The organism is Streptomyces sp. NPDC017991, assembly GCF_044328075.1.
Classification (GTDB): Bacteria; Actinomycetota; Actinomycetes; order Streptomycetales; family Streptomycetaceae; genus Streptomyces.
Map to the genome: position 1 here is coordinate 531,821 of NZ_JBIRGP010000004.1, position 14,911 is coordinate 546,731.

Genomic DNA, 14,911 nt, shown 5'->3' on the forward strand with positions numbered 1-14,911 from the left:
CTCACCTCCGGGCGAGTTTGCGCTGTCCCAGCTGGACGGCGCGCGCGATGGTCTGGGAGTCCACGTCGATCTGGACGGGCCGGTCGGCGAGCGCCTCCACGGCCGCCGCGAGCCGGCGCATACCGCCGCCGGAGCCGAGCATCCGCTCCAGCTTGGAGAGCGGGATGACGGCCTCGTGCTCGCCTGCCTCACCGAGGAGGGCGAGCGTGCCGCCGGTACGGGCCCGGACGACACCGCCCTTCGCGAGCTGCGGCACCGGGATGGGCGGCAGGTTGAAGGCGAAGCCCCGGCCGCCGATGCCGGGCACCCAGTCCGGGACCTTGAACTTGACCCGGTTGAGGGCGCCGATCAGGACGTTGAGGCCGCGGATGAGCATGCGGCTGGGCGTCAGGAAGCCGTTCACGACGCCCTTGAAGAGCGGCCCGAGCATCTTCGCCGCCGACTGCGAGGCGCTCTTGATGTGCGTCCAGGCGGCGGTGAGTCCCTTGCGGACCAGGGCGGCGACCTTGTCCATGTTGACGAACTGGGCGATGAGCGGGGCGACCAGGGTCATCACCAGCCCGAACGGGTTGGACGCCATGGCGAGGTTGAGGCCCTTCTGCGCGGTGGACGCGCCCTTGAGCCCCTTCCCCAGACTCCCCATGGACTTCCCGCCCTTGTCGGCGTTCTTGCCGGCCCTCCCCACGGACTTCTCGACGGCGTCGGACTGCTGCCTGACGTCCTTGAGGGCGTTCTTGGCCTTGTCGGCGGAGGACTTGAGCTTGTCGAGGGAGGCCTTGAACTTGTCGGTGGCGCCCTTGGACCTGGTGAGGGAGCCGTCGGCGCCCTTGGCCGCGGAGCCGGCCTTCGTGAGGCCGCCGCCGCTCTGGGAGGCGGCGGTCCGCAGCCGGCCCAGCGAGGTGTTGAGCTTGTCGGAACCGCCACGGATCCTGTCCAGCGAGGGGTTGGCGCCGCTGGTCGCGGTCCGCAACTGCCGTACGGAGGCCGATGCCTGGGAGGCCGCGCCGCGAAAACGTGCGAGCGCTCCGGCGGCGGTGGTGGAATTGCGCGCGAGTGACATGGGAACTCCCCGGTTCAGGCGATCTCACGCGACGCGTTACGTACGTCCTTGGCGAGATCGTTCAGTGCGCGGGACAGGACGATGGAGGAACTGCGCAGCGCTGTGACACGGTTCACGTCGATACTGGTGACGGGGACTCTCGGAGCAGGCGCCGGAACGTCTTCTTCCTGGCGTCCCCGGGGGCGCGGAAGTGCCTTCCCGGGAACGCGTTGGAGCCTTACCGTGTTCAACGCCTTTTCGGCTGCCACCTCTTTGTCGATGAAATTACCGATGACGATGCCGGCCACGACCGCGCCGAGGGTGGACCATGCCGCCAGAGAACTCATCTTGAAATCTTGTACGGTCTTGACCAGTTCATCCAGGCCGAATCCTATGGACTTGGCCCAGTTCTCCAGCTGTGAAGGCTCGTCCTTCGGTTCCGGTTTCGGCTTGTCCTTCGAGGCCGATTCAAGCTTTTTCTTTATTTCGGTGACCTGTGCGTAGACGTCGTCGACCGAATGTTGAGTCATGGGGCACCTTCTCTCTTTCGCCCTGGGTGTTCATGACGTCTTGACGTAGACATGTCGACGGCACAACAATGGGCCGGTTCATTCAACTGGGGGGTTCACATGTACGGACCTGCGATACCGGTCGCCATGCTGACGAGTCTGGTGTTCTGGTTCTCCGTCACGGCTTTTCGGCGGGGTCGAGCGTTACGGAAACGCGGAATTCGCACCACCGCGACATGCATAGGGGAGCAGAAAGGGCGGGACGGGATAATGCATCTTGAAGTGCAGTTCGGTACGAGACCCGGTAAATTCATGAAAACAACCGTGGGGCCCTACCGGAATCCGCCCGTCTCCGTGGGGGGTGACATCGAGGTGATCTTCGATCCGCAGGACCTGTCCAATGTCGTGACCCCCAGTGAAATGATGAGCGGTAGGGTTTCCTTGCTCGCGTCGATCATTTCCGGCCTGGTGCTCGTCCTCTCCCTCCTCATGCTCTTCTTCGGCACCTAGCCGGAATCACGACGAGACCTCGGAAGATTCAGTGAGATTCATAGAGCTTCAGGGGGATCGAGGGCGATCAGAGGAAGAAGCGGGTCAGTTCCTCCGCTGTCGGCGCTCCTGTCGGCGCTCCTGTCCGTGCTCCTGTCCGTGCTCCTGTTCGTTCCGCCGGCTCGGCGTCCGGGCCGTTTTTCGGCTGGTCGCCCGGCCGCGGTACCGCCTCGGGGAACTCCAGCGGCTCGCTGTCCTCGTCCCGGTTGACCGTCGCGAACATCCAGTTCGCCTCCGCGAGCTGGTCGACGACCGAGGCGAGCAGGTAGTCGGTGACCGACCAGTCCGCCGCCTCGCCGTGCAGTTCGCGGGCGGTCGCGCTGTCCCGCGGAAGGTGCTGGACCAGCACGGAGAGCCGCCGCGACGACAGCCGGCCCCGGTGCCAGTCCAGCAGGTCGACCCCGTAGTGACGGAGCAGGTCCGCCTCCAGGGCCTCGGCGTGCTCCTCGACGAGCACGCCGAGGCTCAGTCTTCCCCCAGGCCCAGCCCCGTCTCCTTGCCGTAGGCCTCCAGGATCGCGGCGATGTCCTGCAGGGTGACGTCGTGCCGCTCGAACCGGGTGAACTGTGCCTCGCCCAGCAGGAGTCGGAGCAGGCCGTCCACGTCGTTGTCGTCGAGGTCGCGGAGCGTGCGGGCCGTTGTGCGGGTGAGCTCGGTCGGCAGCTCGAAGCTGTCGTCGTCGAGCTCGAAGGTCCAGGTTTGTCCGAGCGCTTCCAGGCGCTGCGCGCGGGCCGCGTTGACGTTGAATCCGGCCATCTGTGAACTCCCTTGTGGGTACGGGGGATACGGGTGCCGTGGTGTGTCCGGTGCGGGTGCGTTGTGGCTGGCCGCGCAGTTCCCCGCGCCCCTGAAGGGCGGGGCGCGGGGAACTGCGCGGCCGGCCCCCACCGGCCCGCGGCCGACATGCGACCGCGGGCCGGTGAATGAGCCGGGCTGTCGAGGAAGGCGGATCAGAGCGCGGCGTACGCCTTGTCCTTCATGATCCACTTGGCCAGCTCACGGTTCGCGCTCTCCGCCTCAAGCGCGGTGAACGTGACCCCGAGCTTCACGGACCCGGTCCGCGTGAAGCCCATCTCCTCGGTCTCGGTGACCTGCCCGCGCGGCAGGATGAACCGGTACACGGCGTCCGTACCGTCCGTGAACTCGATGCCCAGCGCCCGCTCGTCCTTGGCCGGTGTGCTCGGGATCAGGAACTCGTACGTGTCCGCCACCGCCGTGCCGCCCACCGAGGTCTGCGTGATGCCGGTGGCCGGGATGCCCATGAAGAAGGAGAGCGTGCTCTTGTTCATCTGGAGCAGCTGGAACTTCACGGTCAGATCGCGGTCGGAGTAGATGAACCGGCCCGGGCTCGCCGACTGCCAGGTGTCGACCGGGTCGATCTTGTCCTTCTTGTTGAGCTTGATGCCGTCGGCGGAGGTGTAGCCCAGCTCCACCCAGCCGGTCGGCCAGACGTCGTCGGACTTGACCGGCGCGGTGGTGCCGGCGGGGGCCACCAGGACCCGGCCGGTACCGGCGACACGGATTTCCTTGCCGTTGTTCGTTGCCATGCGAACGCCTCTCTCAGGTACGGATGGAGTACAGGTACGGATGGGGTACAGGTACCGCTGGGGTGGGACGCGGGGTTCAGCCCAGCCGCAGCAGCAGCCGGATCGTGGAGCGGTAGCGGTTCGCCGCCGACCGCGTGTAGTCGGGCAGCCAGCGCGGTCCGTCGGCCTCGGTGACATCGACGACGGCCGCGGAGCCGTACACCGTGTCGGCCAGCTCCAGGACACAGGCACGGGCGGACAGCGCCACGGTGTGCGCCGTGGGCTTGTCCGGGCCGTACGCCTCCAGGTCGAGCAGCGGCTGGTCGAGATGCTGGTCGTCGACCCAGGCGCCGCCCATGTGGGAGACGAGGACGACCTTCTGGGTGCCGTCGAACCCGGCCGGCGGGCGGCTGTCGACGGTGACGCCGGTCAGCTCGGCCCGGTTCTTGAGGAAGTCGACGACCAGTCGCTCGGCGTCGGGAAAGGTCAGGATGGCCACATGGACGCTCCCTTCGGGAGATGAGGTTTCCCGGGGTGCCCTGAGTTTCCGGGCAACACAAAGCGGCAGGTCCGCCGCCCGTTCGCCGGGCGCAGCTCTGCCGCTGCATCCAATGTGACACCGGTCGGGCAAACGTGCAACCGGCTTATGCCGGAGGGGTATTCGGGCCGTACGCGGGAGGGGCCCCACCGCGTGGTGCGGTGGGGCCCCTCCCGCGTACGGCGGGATCAGTGGTCGTGCGGATCGCGGTTCAGCGGTCGTGGCGCCGGGCGCGGTACGTCGTCCGCTCGGCCGCGAAGACGTCCTCCAGGCGGAAGAGGCGTCGCCGTCCCTGGCTGCCCGCGGACCGCAGATGGCCGCGCTGCACCCACTTGCGGATGGTCGCGGTCGTGACGCCCGCCTCGTCGGCGGCCAGCTCAGTGGTGATCAAAGGGGGAGCGTCGTTCACGAGGGCTCGGCCTCCAGCACCCGCCGGCACGCGGGATTGACGCACCTGATCTCGGCCCGTTCCGGGAGCGCCCGCAGGGACACGCAGTCGCACGCGGGGCAGCGGCCGGGCAGCCGTACGAGCTGTTCCGGATCGCCGAGCGCGCGGGCGCAGCGGGCGGCCATCCGCCGCGTCTCGTCCTCGACGTGCGGAGCGAGCAGCGGGTCGGCGGCGATGCGGTCCAGCAGCCCGGCGATCCGGCGCAGCCGTACCGGTACGGACGCCGGAGGCACCGGCCGCAGCCCGAGCCGTTCCCGTACGGCCTCCTCCAGTTCCACGACCCCGTCGGTGATGTCCCGTACGGCGTCGGAGACATACAGGCGCACCGGAGCGGTCGTACCGCCGACGGGTGCGCCGCCACGCCGTTCCCGCAGTGCGCCGCGGCCCGTGGGGGACAACTCGTCGACGAGGTCCGGCCACCGGCGGACCAGCGAGGCGATCCACACGGCTCCGCCCTGGTTCTCGCTCATCGGGTGACCTCGCGTCCGTTGCGCCACAGGCGGCCACCGCTGACCCCGTCGAACCAGGTGTGCGAGGGGTCGACGACGGCCTCACACCGCTTGCGGATCGGGCACCGGCCGCAGGCCCGTAAGACGGGCTCCGCCTCGGCAGGGACCCGGGTGAACACCGAGTGCTCGGACAGGTGGGCGCAGGCGGCCTCTCTGCGCCAGTCCAGTTCCGCGTGCGGTGCGGGGGGAAACGTGGGAGGACGACGGGCGGCGGTGGTGGATGTGGTGGCGGTCACGGACGGCTGGTCGGTCACGTGCAACCCCTCCCCATGTATGGGAACATGTGTTCGACAGTTGCGGGCGAGCGGTCAGAGTCGCATGTTGCGAGCGCGTACGCAAGTGATTACGTTCCGTGAAGGGTGGTGCGGTGACGGCCTGTCAATCCCGTTTTCGCTGCACAGAGTTACCGAAGTCGCCGAATCTCCACAGTTACGTGCGAGCGCGCACACAAATTGGCGCGTGTGCGATCGGTACGCTGCCCCGGCGACGAGGGGAGAGCGGACACATGGCTTCGAGCGCACGGGCCGGGGCCCGTACGGATCAGACGTACCGGGCCGCGGGGCTGCGGGAGTTCGCCGGCTGGATCGAGGAACTGCTGCGCGCCCGGGGCTACGACATCGACAGCCCGCGCGGCGGCGGCCGTTCGAAACTGGCCGACGACGCCGGGGTGCACCGGGCCGCCGTGAGCAGGCTGCTCCAGCGGCAGTCCATGCCCGACCTGGAGACGATGCGGCGCATCGCGGCCGTACTCGGCGTACCCCTGCGGGAGATGCTCATCCGCTCGGGGCGGCTGACCGAGGACGATCTGCCGCTGACCGGCACGGGCCGCCCCGCGGACGGGGAGGAGCACCCGTGGCTCAGCCCCGAGGAGGCCGCCTGCCGGATGGGTGTACCGCCCGAACTGCGGGAGCTGTTCGCCAGGGTGGCCCGGCAGTTCCTGCCGGAGGGTGCTTGACGGCGGAGGGAACGGAGCGCGGCATGGGTGAACCGGGAGGCGGCCGTGGGGCCGAGGCCGAGAGCGTCGCCGACGTCGTGGAGACCGTGGGCGAACTGCTCGGCGTCCTGGCCGAGAAGGTGCGGGTCGCGGGCCCGGACGGCGTCCGCGTACTCACCGAGGAGGAGCTGCAGCGGCATCAGCTGAGCTGGTTCCGCGCGGGCTGGGAGGAGCACGCCCGGGCGTCCGGACAGGAGCACCTGGTGGGCCCGGACCGGCCACCGGCCCGCCTCCTCCCCTTCCCCGAACGTCCGCGGGGCCACGAACACCCCTCGGACGACGGCGGCTGAGAGCGGCTGCGGTGAGCCGGGCTCCGGAGGCACGAACCGGAACATGTCCGCCGGAGGGTGAGCACTCGCGGATTCGCGTTCATCCGCGAGTGCTCGGATTCCGGTCGGTTCTGTCACCCGCGAGAAGGTTCTACCGCTGTGTCACGGAGTCCGGCGGCATGCCGTGGGCTCCTTGAACAGCTCGGCCAGGTCGCAGGACAGGTCGGTCGCCCAGTCCCCGGCGCCGGCCCCGGTCCAGTCCTCCCGCGCCTGCCCCTCCTGCCTCTGCTGCCCCTCCCGCTGTTCCTGCTGCTCGGCGGGCGGTTTCGGTGGGGTCTGGAGCCAGCTGTCGAGGTCGCGCTTCGTGTAGGCCTCGACGCAGGCGACGATCGCCTCGTGCAGGGTGCCGGTCCCCGTGATCCCGGCCAGTCCGGTCCAGTCGACGTCACAGGCGCCGGGGACCGGATCGGGCGCGGCCGGTGACACGGGTACGGGTGCGGGCGCGGGCGCCGCGGACCGGGTGACGGCCGCCGCGGACGTGCCTGCCGTCAGGGCGAGGCAGCCCGCGGCCAGCGCAGTTATGAGGGCTCGGGAGAAAGCGCGCATGGGAACTCCGTGGTGAGGGAGGACACGGTCGGAACGAGTTGTCTGGTCCCAGCAAGTTCCGGCAGCCGCCCCGCCGCAATCCGTGCGCCGCCGATCAGGTGCTCACACTGACCCGGACGTGGGGTTCTGTCACCTTTCATGCTGACTCATCAGGATCCGTACCGACTCCCACCCTTCTGTCCTGTGAAGAGTGCGAGGGCGGTGTGGATTCTCACTCCGCGCATCCGCCCGACTTCGCCCCCGTCTCTTCACAGACTTCTGTTGCGAGGTCGTTAGCAGTTACTCCTTGACGCCCCGAGAACCCCCGCGTTGGCTTTTTGTCACCTGGGCCCGCACTGTCGCCCTCGTACGGAAGGCACCTGAAGTGAACCGCGCCACACGTCGTACCGCCCTGGCCGTGACCGCCTGCTCCCTGACCCTGACCCTCGCCGCGTGCGGGAGCGGTGACGGCGGAACCGAAGCGAGCCCCACCAAGGGTGACGACATCACGGTGGGCCTGCTGCTGCCGGAGAAGGCGAACTCCCGCTACGAGAAGTTCGACTACCCCATCATCAAGGAGAAGGTCGGCACGCTCACGGACGGCAAGGGCAAGGTCGTCTACGCGAACGCCGAGCAGGACGCCGACGTGCAGAGCCGGCAGCTGCAGAAAATGGTGGACGACAAGGTCGACGTGCTGATGGTGGACGCCGTGGACTCCCGGGCCATCGCCGCCGGCGTGAAGAAGGCCAAGAAGGCCGGGATTCCCGTCATCGCGTACGACCGGCTGGCCGAGGGCCCGATCGACGCGTACATCTCGTTCGACAACGAGGAGGTCGGACAGGTGCAGGGCCGGGCCCTCGCCGACCGGCTGGACGGCGACAAGTCCCAGAAGATCGTCATGATGAACGGCGCGGTGACGGACCCGAACGCCGCACAGTTCAAGGCCGCCGCCCTCACCGAACTGAAGAACAAGGTCACCATCGCCAAGACGTACGACACCAAGGACTGGAAGCCGGCGAACGCCCGCGCCAACATGATGGCGGCCATCTCCTCCATCGGCGTCGACAACATCGCCGGGGTGTACTCCGCCAACGACGGCATGGCGGGCGGCATCATCTCCGCGCTCAAGGCCGCGGGCGCCACCAAACTGCCGCCCATCACCGGCCAGGACGCCGAACTGGACGCGGTGCAGCGCGTTCTCGCCGGCGACCAGTTCATGAGCGTCTACAAGCCCTACCCGGAGGAGGCGGAGACCGCCGCCGAGATAGCGGTGGCCCGCGTCCGCGGCTACGGCATCGAGTTCGACTCGCTCACCCCCGACAAGGTCTCCAGCCCCACCGACAAGAGCATCCCCGCCAGCCTCGTCCAGGTCTCCTCCCTGACCCGCAGCACCATCGAGTCGACGGTCGTCGAGGACGGCATCTACTCGGCGGAGGAGATCTGCACGGCCAAGTACCGCTCGGCGTGCGAGGAACTCGGCATCAAGTAGCCGGTTCGCCGAGGTCGGCGGGACAGCGGGACAGCCGTACGGGATCGTCGAGGGCCCGGTCGGTCAGGGGCCGGGGGAGAGTGAACAGGTAACAGGTCTCGGCGTCACCGCTCGTCGGGTAGGCGACCGTGATCCGGACGGCCGAGGTGTCCCGTGTGCTGCCCCAGCGGGTGTCCCCGGCCGCGTGGGCGATCTCCCGGTCCGTGAGAGCGCCGTCCTGCGCGGCCTCCCGGAGCCGGTACCGGGTCAGCCCGGCCTTCTTGGCGACGAGCTCGTGCTCCGGCTGCGCCGGACGGTCGAAGAAGCCCTGCACGGCGAGGGACATCAGGAACGCGGCCCCGGCGAGCAGCAGGACCACGACGAGCAGGGCCACGCACCCGACTGTGAACAGTCGGGTGCGGACGCCGGTCTCCGAGGTCACGTCATGATCCCTTGTAGCCGATCTCACTCAGCCGCCTGCTCATCACCGCCGCGTATCCCGTGGTGCCGGCGGCCTTGGGGTGGAAGGACTCCCGGCTGAGGCAGGTGTCGCCCAGGAACCCCCACAGACAGGACGCCGGTACGGAGGCCGGATCGCCCTTGTGGAAGTCGCCGTCGCCGTTGGGACCGACGACGAGCTTATTGATCCATTCCGGGTCGTCGCAGCCCCCGTGTCCGACGAACGCGCCGACCGGATCGGCGTACTCGATCCTGATCTGCGAGGAGCCGGTGCGCAAGGCGTCGACCATGGTCTTCTGGCTGGTGCCGGCATAGTCGACGAGTTCGGCCAGGGCCTGGACCTCCGTCAGGTCGTAGTACAGGGACCCGGCACACTTGACGGTGCGGCTGAGCAGCTCGGGGTAGCCCATCAGGACGATCTGGGCGTTCGGCGCCTTCACCGCGACCTGCTCCAGGACTGCCCGCAGGTCGGGGATCATCCGGTCGACGACCGCCTTGTACTTGGGCAGGAAGCCGGAGTCGTTGGCACAGTTGCCCACGCCTCCGCACTCCTGTACGGCGTAGGCGAATCCACCTTCGTCGTTGCCGCCGAGGGTCAGCATGACCAGGGTGGTGTCCGCGCTGAGGACGCCCGAGTCGGTCTGCGTGATCTCGTGGAACTGGCCCTCCAGATGGCGCTGGGGAGCGTTGCCCGACGGGACGTAGGGCGCGACGTTCTTCGTCATCGCGCCGGAGCAGGCGACGGTACCGAGTTCGGCGTCCTTGCCGAAGTCGTCGGAGATGGTTCCCAGGGGCCGGCTCGTGCCGGGCAGGACCAGTTTGCGGGCCCAGGCGTTGGCGCTGCGCCGGCAGCCGTTCCACTGCCCGGTGCCGTGGTCCTTGTTGCTCTCCGGGGAGTAGGCGCCCGCACCCTCACCCGAGGTGTACGAGTCGCCGATGGCCGCGACGATGTGCTGGGGCTTGGCCCCGACCGGCTGGAACGCGACCGCGTCCCAGGCGACGTCCTCGTCACCGGTACCGTCGCCGGTCTGGCTGGTCAGGCGGACGCGGGGCGTGCCGCTGACCTTGTAGACGCCGAGGGACACCCAGGAGTTGACCTTCCACTTCTGGCCGATGTAGCGCTGGCGGGAGAACGAGCCGTTGCCGGTGTCGATGTCGTACCGGGCCTGTTGGGTGTGGGCGCCGTGGTCGGGGACGTGGACCATGACACGGACCCATTCGTTCAGGCTCCTGCCGAGTTTCCAGGTGCCTGTCGTCTTGAGCCGGTCCCCGTCGGTGGTGCCGTTCTGACGGGTGTGCGTGAACCAGAAGTGGTCGCCGTAGCCGGCACCGATCTGGTGCAGGTCGATCTTCCCGGGGTGGGTCCCGTTCCAGCCGGCGAACTCGAAGCCGAACGAGCCCGCCGAGGAGACCGTCCCGCAGTTGTTCCCCTGTTGTCCGGCGGGTCTGGTGCCGTCGGGCACGTCGTCGACGACGAGACTGCCCGCCGGCAGGCCGGACGCACAGCGGGGTGGGTAGGAGGAGTTCTCGTCGGGCTGCTCGGGATAGTCACTGTTGTTGAAGCGGTGGATGGCGTTGCCGCACTGCGCGGCGGCCTCGCAGTCCTTCCATTTCACACTGGCGTGCCACCAGCACTTCAGGTAAAGCGGGTCCGATTCGCTCGGATCGCCGGGCAGCATGCACGGGCCCTTGCCGGTGTCGTTCGACGCACCGTCGTTGATCTTGTCGTCGTCGCAGTCGTTCGCCTCGGTGCAGAAGATCATGTTCGGCGGCTTCGCCATGGTGCGGTCCTGGTTGTTGTTCCACCAGGCGGGCCGGTAGCCGATCGTCATCTCCCCCGGCTTGGCCATCGCCGAGATCGGCCGCCCGGCCCAGCCGATGACCTTCTCCTCGTACGGCCACTCCTGGGGACGCGCGGCGTGCGAGTAGTCGTCGGCGCCGTTGCTCCCTTCCAGGAAGGGCGGCCGGTTCTCCTTCCACAGCGGGTTGGCGGGGTTGTTGGTCCAGCCCACGCCCCATTTACCGCTGTTGTTGCCGGCCTCGGACTGCGGGTAGAAGCCGGAGTTGTAGGCCCACAGGGCGAAGAACCAGTTCTCGATGTACTTGGGCTTGCCGCCGTTGACGGTCATCCCGGCCTTACGGGTCTGGTTCCACTTCGAGGCGAGGATGTCCGCGCCGTAGGCGATGTTCGCCGTGTAGTCGAGCGCCGCGGCCTCCTTCTGCACGGACGACAACGAGGTGTCGGCCTTCCGCATCCCGTCGGTGACCTGGGTGATGCCGTAACCGCAGTCCGCCTTACCCCAGTTGATGGCCCAGGGGTCCCCCTGGTTGCCGTCGGCGGAGTACTTGATCCCGTAGTAGTTGCCGATCAGTGAGTTGCCGGTCAGTCCCGGCACCACGGTCCGGGTGGCCTGCCACATGTTGGATTCCTGCGCGGTGATGCCGAGCAGGATCTGGGCCGGGATGTGCCACTCGTCCGCGCGGTCGGGGACCCCGTTCGGATCGCCGTCCAGGGTGCGCAGGGGAAAGAGGACCTGCGGGGAGTACGCGCTCATACCGGTGCCGTTCCAGTTGGCGGGCCGGTCGATCCAGGTGTCCAGTCCGTCGATGACCGCCTGGTCCACGGCCCACTCGACCTGGCGCGGGGTCGGCTGGAGCGCCTGCTTGGTGACGCTGCCGCGCGGGACGGCACAGGTGCGTTCGTCCTCGACCGGGTCGGTCGGCGAGGCCGCCGCCGCACCGCGCTGCGCCTTCGACGCGCTGGAGCCGGTGGTGAGGGCGGGTGAGGTCTGTCCGCCCTGCGCGATCCTGGCCGCGGCGACCGGCAGGCTGCCGGGGGAGGCGGTGAGACGCGCGGAGCGGCCGGTGGCGAGGGTGAGGACCTGGGTGGCCACCGGACGGGCCGACAGCGCGTCGGCGCTCCGCGGCGGCTTCTTCGCGTCCTGCCAGCGGGAGACGACGACCGCCTGGCCGCGGGTACTGGCGGTGGCGCTCTTGTCCACGCCGGGGTTCCGCACGCTGCCGGGCAGCGCACGGGTCGTTCTCGCCTTGCCGGTGATGAACACGGAGCCGTCGGCCGAGGCACTCAGGTCGATGTCCGCGAGCCGGCCCGTGGCCAGTGCCGAGGTCTTCCCGGCATGGAAGCGCTTGACCGTACCCCGGTCCTTGCCCGCGCGGTCGAGGAACACCAAGCCGCCTTCGCGGTCGGCACGGAGCTGGAACGGCACCCCGGACGTCGTGGTCAGCAGGCTGCGTCTGCCGGTCGTGCCGATCCTCACCACCTGGTGGCCGGCCGCCGCCGCCACACCGTCCCGGTAGGGGACCGCGGAGGTGACCTGGCCCTTCAGCCCGATCGGCTTGCCGGTCCTGCCCGTCGCGGCGTCCACGGTGACCAGCCGGGTCCCGCTCTGCTCGGCACTGTCATCGGTGAACTGCGACACCACCGCCGCCTCGCCCTGTCCGCAGCCGGGCGAGAAGTAGGCGAGGGACGACTGCACCGGCAGTTTGGTCACTTTGCCGGTGGTCAGGTCGACGACCGCGGTGAAGGCGCCCCGCGTCATCAGTTCCGGCTTGTTGGTGAAGGTGCGGGGCGCGTAGACGGCGACCGCGTGTCTGCCGGAAGAGGTGACGCAGGCGTTGCCGATCCACGCGTCCGCGTCGAAGCCGGGCTCGGAGAGCGATGCGGCGGTCTTCCAGAGGTAGCCGTCGGCCTTGTCGGCGGTGAGGAGGTGAAAACCCTGGGCGTCGGAGCTGGTCGTCCACGCCCGGTCCGCCGACGCGCGCCAGTCCCCGCCCAGCAGCCGGGACCGCTGTTCCGCGGGGACCGCCGCGGGGTTCGACGGCGTGGTCGCCGGGTTCTCCGTCTGCCGCGGGGTGGGCCGGGGGCCGGGTTCGTCGGCGACGGCGACGGTCTGTATCAGTCCGATGAGGACCGCGGTGGCCGCGAGGCCCGCGATCCCCGATCGGACCGGTCTGAGCACTCTCAACGGGAGGACTTCCCTTCGAGTCGATGGATGTGGGCAGCACGCAGGAGACCGCCGCAGCTCCGTACCGGGGTGCTGCGGCGGTCCGATGGACGCGTCCGGCCCCGTCCGCCCTTCCGGAAACGGACAGACGGGGAGACGGACAAGAGGGCAGACGGGCAAAAGGGGAGACGGTCAGAAGTGCAGACGGGCAGAAGGGCGTGGACTTCCCTTCGCCGCTCGTCGGCCGCGGTACGACAGCCGCGCGCCGGCTGTTACCGCTGTGCGGCGTATGCCTCCGCCTGGGCGGCCGAGGCCCGGGTGGTGTCCTTGATCTTGTCCAGAGCGGCCTGGTTCTTCTTGATGGCGGCCTTCTGGAGGACGACCTCGGTGTCGAACCAGGTCTTCTCGACCTTGTGCTCGTCGCGGCAGGCGACATCCGCCGTCGCGGTGGCGATCTCCGCGGGCGTGATGGTGTTCGGGTCGGTGAACGCCGGATCGTCGTTGGCGTCCATGGGCTTCGCGTACGAGTAGCCCTTGTCCGTCATGCAGGACGACCACTGGCCGAAGGCGGCGACCACGGCCGGGTCCTCCATGGCGGCGCGGTAGGTGTCGCCGTCGATCTGCGCCACCAGGTCGGCCGTCTGCAGGGCCGGGACGTCACCGCTGCTCTGCTCGGCGCACTGACGCACCTGGCCGTCGTCGGCTCCGGACTCGTCCACCGCGCCCTCGGCGAGGGCCTCGTCGTACGCCCGCTGCTCCGCGGGGGCGGGGTGGTACCCGTTCCTGGCGGCCAGCGCGTCGTCGTGGATGCCGTAGCGCCAGTCGGTCAGCGTCTTGCCACCGATGGCGGGGAGGTCGGGGGCAGGGGTCCACGCGGCGAACCCCGCGTCCTCCATGCACGCGTCGATGAGACCGTCCCGGAGCCCGGAGGCCATCCGGGTCTGTGCCGCGGTGGGCATGTACGCCGCGATGGGGAGTTGCCACGTCGCCGGGTCCTCCGCGTCCCCCGCGGACGTGACCGGAGCCTCGGGCCGCCCGGCCGCGGACGCCGGCGCGGTGCGGTCCTTCCGGGCGGCCGGGTCGGAAACCGTACCGATCACCGCGATGGTGCACACGACCCCGGCGGTAAGAAGCGGGATACCCATCCGCACGGCCGCTCTCCTGGAATTCACTGCTTTTCCCCCTCGCTTGAGTGAACCGTGCGTCTCTAGACCCATCGGAATGAGGCGTTGTCGTTGTAGACGTACCGGAAACGGTCGATGTGCTGGTAAGGGGCCATCTTGTCCCGGACGCCCTTGTACCCGCTGTTGAAGCAGACTTCGGCCGTGTACTTGTAATGGTCGTTCTGGCCCGAAGCGGCGTTGTTCTTGATCCTCAGGCCGGAACCGGGCCAATAGCCGCTGGCACCGGCGATGATGCAGAAGTTGATGGGCTGGGAGCTGGGGTCGGACCCGCCCACGCGCAGGGCGTTGAAGTCGTAGACGCTGTAACCGATGTTTCTGTACGACCCTCCCTGGCCCGAGTTGTACCAAAGATGCATTTTGAACTTGGACACCGACGGGCGCTTGCACACCTCCATGCTCAGCAGGTTCTCTTCGTCCGACGCCTGCGCGCCGGGCGCGGTGGCGATGGACGCGGCGAGCAGCGCGGCGGCACCGGCCAGCACGGCCAATTTCTTCTGCATTTCTCTCCTTCGCTTTTTGACGCGTTCTCGGATCGGGCGTCACGATCGCACCGTGTGTCCGTGCGCTCACACCCTCATCTTTTTGCAGGAGGAGGGGGCGCGTAATGTGCCATTCGCGATATCGGGTTCAAATGGGCCGCCGGGGGGTGGCTTGTACTCGTGGCTGCGCAAGGTGCCCTCGTGCGACGCCGACTTGGGCGCAGTAGGTTCCCGGTCTCCCAGGTCAGCCGCGTACCTCGCCCGTGTGCCACCTGGCGGACGGTGGTCCGGGCGGAGGTGCGGGACGGGCCGGGACGCGGACCAAGGTCATGCGCCACCGTTCCGCGGGCCCCTCATGCAGCGGGTATTCGGCCAAAATCGACGCGGACG

General features: G+C 68.9%; 18 protein-coding genes. 4 read left to right on the forward strand and 14 right to left on the reverse strand.

Translation table 11 applies throughout. The features are described from left to right. Window position 1: 1 nt before the first annotated feature. Entirely contained in the window at window positions 2-1,060 is a 1,059-nt protein-coding gene (locus ACH4DZ_RS15120) for a hypothetical protein (RefSeq protein ID WP_398287509.1), read from the reverse strand. Window positions 1,061-1,074: 14 nt separating this feature from the next. Further along, the gene (locus tag ACH4DZ_RS15125) at window positions 1,075-1,569 is read right to left on the reverse strand and encodes a hypothetical protein (protein ID WP_398287511.1); all 495 of its coding nucleotides are present in this window, start codon (window positions 1,567-1,569) and stop codon (window positions 1,075-1,077) included. Between the two features lie 291 nt (window positions 1,570-1,860). Here ACH4DZ_RS15125 and ACH4DZ_RS15130 point away from each other — a divergent pair, with 291 nt between their 5' ends. Further along, a complete protein-coding gene (locus ACH4DZ_RS15130) occupies window positions 1,861-2,058 on the forward strand; it encodes a hypothetical protein (RefSeq protein WP_398287512.1) in 198 nt (65 codons plus the stop codon). Window positions 2,059-2,125: 67 nt separating this feature from the next. On the opposite strand, the gene ACH4DZ_RS15135 is transcribed toward ACH4DZ_RS15130, so the two are convergent. The 7 genes from ACH4DZ_RS15135 to ACH4DZ_RS15165 form a co-directional block, all read right to left on the reverse strand. After that, window positions 2,126-2,554, reverse strand: a complete 429-nt coding sequence (locus ACH4DZ_RS15135) for a hypothetical protein (protein ID WP_398287513.1) — start codon at window positions 2,552-2,554, stop codon at window positions 2,126-2,128. Between the two features lie 8 nt (window positions 2,555-2,562). Beyond that, window positions 2,563-2,853 carry a hypothetical protein gene (locus ACH4DZ_RS15140; RefSeq protein ID WP_398287514.1) on the reverse strand — a complete coding sequence of 97 codons (291 nt, stop codon included), beginning with the start codon at window positions 2,851-2,853 and terminating at the stop codon, window positions 2,563-2,565. Between the two features lie 194 nt (window positions 2,854-3,047). After that, window positions 3,048-3,644, reverse strand: a complete 597-nt coding sequence (locus tag ACH4DZ_RS15145) for a phage tail protein (protein WP_398287515.1) — start codon at window positions 3,642-3,644, stop codon at window positions 3,048-3,050. Window positions 3,645-3,720: 76 nt separating this feature from the next. Further along, complete coding sequence (locus tag ACH4DZ_RS15150) at window positions 3,721-4,122, reverse strand: hypothetical protein (protein ID WP_398287516.1); 402 nt, start codon at window positions 4,120-4,122, stop codon at window positions 3,721-3,723. Between the two features lie 250 nt (window positions 4,123-4,372). Then, entirely contained in the window at window positions 4,373-4,552 is a 180-nt protein-coding gene (locus ACH4DZ_RS15155; protein WP_398287517.1) for a helix-turn-helix domain-containing protein, read from the reverse strand. 14 nt (window positions 4,553-4,566) lie between these two features. After that, window positions 4,567-5,079 carry a hypothetical protein gene (locus ACH4DZ_RS15160; protein ID WP_398287518.1) on the reverse strand — a complete coding sequence of 171 codons (513 nt, stop codon included), beginning with the start codon at window positions 5,077-5,079 and terminating at the stop codon, window positions 4,567-4,569. Further along, complete coding sequence (locus tag ACH4DZ_RS15165) at window positions 5,076-5,372, reverse strand: hypothetical protein (protein WP_398287519.1); 297 nt, start codon at window positions 5,370-5,372, stop codon at window positions 5,076-5,078. Before ACH4DZ_RS15165 ends, ACH4DZ_RS15160 begins: the two co-directional genes overlap by 4 nt. A 251-nt stretch (window positions 5,373-5,623) precedes the next feature. Here ACH4DZ_RS15165 and ACH4DZ_RS15170 point away from each other — a divergent pair, with 251 nt between their 5' ends. Both ACH4DZ_RS15170 and ACH4DZ_RS15175 read left to right on the forward strand, forming a co-directional pair. Continuing rightward, on the forward strand, window positions 5,624-6,073 hold the full coding sequence (locus ACH4DZ_RS15170; protein ID WP_398287520.1) for a helix-turn-helix domain-containing protein: 450 nt from the start codon (window positions 5,624-5,626) through the stop codon (window positions 6,071-6,073). Window positions 6,074-6,096: 23 nt separating this feature from the next. Beyond that, the gene (locus ACH4DZ_RS15175) at window positions 6,097-6,402 is read left to right on the forward strand and encodes a hypothetical protein (protein WP_398287521.1); all 306 of its coding nucleotides are present in this window, start codon (window positions 6,097-6,099) and stop codon (window positions 6,400-6,402) included. A gap of 141 nt (window positions 6,403-6,543) precedes the next feature. Here ACH4DZ_RS15175 and ACH4DZ_RS15180 read toward each other — a convergent pair whose 3' ends face one another. After that, a complete protein-coding gene (locus ACH4DZ_RS15180) occupies window positions 6,544-6,987 on the reverse strand; it encodes a hypothetical protein (RefSeq protein WP_398287522.1) in 444 nt (147 codons plus the stop codon). Between the two features lie 364 nt (window positions 6,988-7,351). On the opposite strand from ACH4DZ_RS15180, the gene ACH4DZ_RS15185 reads away from it, so the two are divergent. Next, a complete protein-coding gene (locus ACH4DZ_RS15185) occupies window positions 7,352-8,455 on the forward strand; it encodes a substrate-binding domain-containing protein (RefSeq protein ID WP_398287523.1) in 1,104 nt (367 codons plus the stop codon). On the opposite strand, the gene ACH4DZ_RS15190 is transcribed toward ACH4DZ_RS15185, so the two are convergent. The 4 genes from ACH4DZ_RS15190 to ACH4DZ_RS15205 form a co-directional block, all read right to left on the reverse strand. Next, a complete protein-coding gene (locus tag ACH4DZ_RS15190) occupies window positions 8,448-8,876 on the reverse strand; it encodes a hypothetical protein (RefSeq protein ID WP_398287524.1) in 429 nt (142 codons plus the stop codon). The genes ACH4DZ_RS15185 and ACH4DZ_RS15190 overlap by 8 nt on opposite strands. Before the next feature lies 1 nt (window position 8,877). After that, window positions 8,878-12,873 (reverse strand): hypothetical protein, encoded by a 3,996-nt coding sequence (locus ACH4DZ_RS15195; RefSeq protein WP_398287753.1) that lies wholly within the window; start codon window positions 12,871-12,873, stop codon window positions 8,878-8,880. 257 nt (window positions 12,874-13,130) lie between these two features. Continuing rightward, a complete protein-coding gene (locus ACH4DZ_RS15200; protein ID WP_398287525.1) occupies window positions 13,131-14,009 on the reverse strand; it encodes a hypothetical protein in 879 nt (292 codons plus the stop codon). A gap of 56 nt (window positions 14,010-14,065) precedes the next feature. Then, window positions 14,066-14,542, reverse strand: a complete 477-nt coding sequence (locus ACH4DZ_RS15205; RefSeq protein WP_398287526.1) for a hypothetical protein — start codon at window positions 14,540-14,542, stop codon at window positions 14,066-14,068. Window positions 14,543-14,911: the final 369 nt, after the last annotated feature.

Excerpts from the sequence above, each read along its gene's own strand:
- ACH4DZ_RS15120 (WP_398287509.1), bottom strand. The coding sequence starts at position 1,060 with ATGTCACTCGCGCGCAATTCCACCACCGCCGCCGGAGCGCTCGCACGT.
- ACH4DZ_RS15125 (WP_398287511.1), bottom strand. The coding sequence starts at position 1,569 with ATGACTCAACATTCGGTCGACGACGTCTACGCACAGGTCACCGAAATA.
- ACH4DZ_RS15130 (WP_398287512.1), top strand. The coding sequence starts at position 1,861 with ATGAAAACAACCGTGGGGCCCTACCGGAATCCGCCCGTCTCCGTGGGG.
- ACH4DZ_RS15140 (WP_398287514.1), bottom strand. The coding sequence starts at position 2,853 with ATGGCCGGATTCAACGTCAACGCGGCCCGCGCGCAGCGCCTGGAAGCG.
- ACH4DZ_RS15145 (WP_398287515.1), bottom strand. The coding sequence starts at position 3,644 with ATGGCAACGAACAACGGCAAGGAAATCCGTGTCGCCGGTACCGGCCGG.
- ACH4DZ_RS15160 (WP_398287518.1), bottom strand. The coding sequence starts at position 5,079 with ATGAGCGAGAACCAGGGCGGAGCCGTGTGGATCGCCTCGCTGGTCCGC.
- ACH4DZ_RS15170 (WP_398287520.1), top strand. The coding sequence starts at position 5,624 with ATGGCTTCGAGCGCACGGGCCGGGGCCCGTACGGATCAGACGTACCGG.
- ACH4DZ_RS15175 (WP_398287521.1), top strand. The coding sequence starts at position 6,097 with ATGGGTGAACCGGGAGGCGGCCGTGGGGCCGAGGCCGAGAGCGTCGCC.
- ACH4DZ_RS15180 (WP_398287522.1), bottom strand. The coding sequence starts at position 6,987 with ATGCGCGCTTTCTCCCGAGCCCTCATAACTGCGCTGGCCGCGGGCTGC.
- ACH4DZ_RS15205 (WP_398287526.1), bottom strand. The coding sequence starts at position 14,542 with ATGCAGAAGAAATTGGCCGTGCTGGCCGGTGCCGCCGCGCTGCTCGCC.